This window comes from Rhizobium sp. KNZ2-6A, from assembly GCF_056755475.1.
In genome coordinates, this window is sequence record NZ_JBNDIC010000151.1 from 1 (window position 1) to 488 (window position 488).

Below are 488 nucleotides of genomic sequence, written 5' to 3' on the forward strand. Positions count from 1 at the left end.
GTTCGAAGAAGTTTTCGATGATGAAGCGCAAGGGGCCGACGGTGGCCGTGCAGCCGATTTCCTCTTCGATCTCGCGGGCAAGTGTCTCGGCGCCTGCCTCGTGAAACTCGACCCGGCCGCCGGGTAGGGACCAGAAAATGTCTCCGAGCGCGCGGTGGATGAGGATATGATCGTTCGAGCGGATCAAGGCGCCTGCGCGCAGTTGGAAGCGGGACTCTCCCGAATCCATGACGATCATGGTTCGCTCGGTTTCTTGCATGGATCGGCCTTCCGGTTGCGGATGAGATGGGATCAGTGGTCGGAATTATCGACATTTGCGCTGAGATGTCTTGAAATCGTTTGAAGGTTGTTTGTTTCTCGGTTCATCCCCTCCAATAAAAACGGCTTTGACGATGCGTTTCGTAAATCCCATTCCCTTCGTCGGCGACATCGCTCGCTCGAAGACCTTCTATAGCGAGCTGCTGGGTCTCAAGATCCTGAAGGACTTC

General features: G+C 55.5%; 2 protein-coding genes. One reads left to right on the plus strand and one right to left on the minus strand.

Annotated elements, in window-relative coordinates; translation table 11 throughout:
* On the minus strand, window positions 1-259 hold a 259-nt coding region (locus tag ACPYOP_RS32995; protein WP_481414391.1), incomplete at its 3' end, for an NUDIX domain-containing protein.
* A gap of 133 nt (window positions 260-392) precedes the next feature.
* Between ACPYOP_RS32995 and ACPYOP_RS33000 the strand changes: the two genes are divergently transcribed.
* A partial coding sequence (locus ACPYOP_RS33000) for a VOC family protein (protein ID WP_481414392.1) occupies window positions 393-488 on the plus strand: 96 nt, incomplete at its 3' end.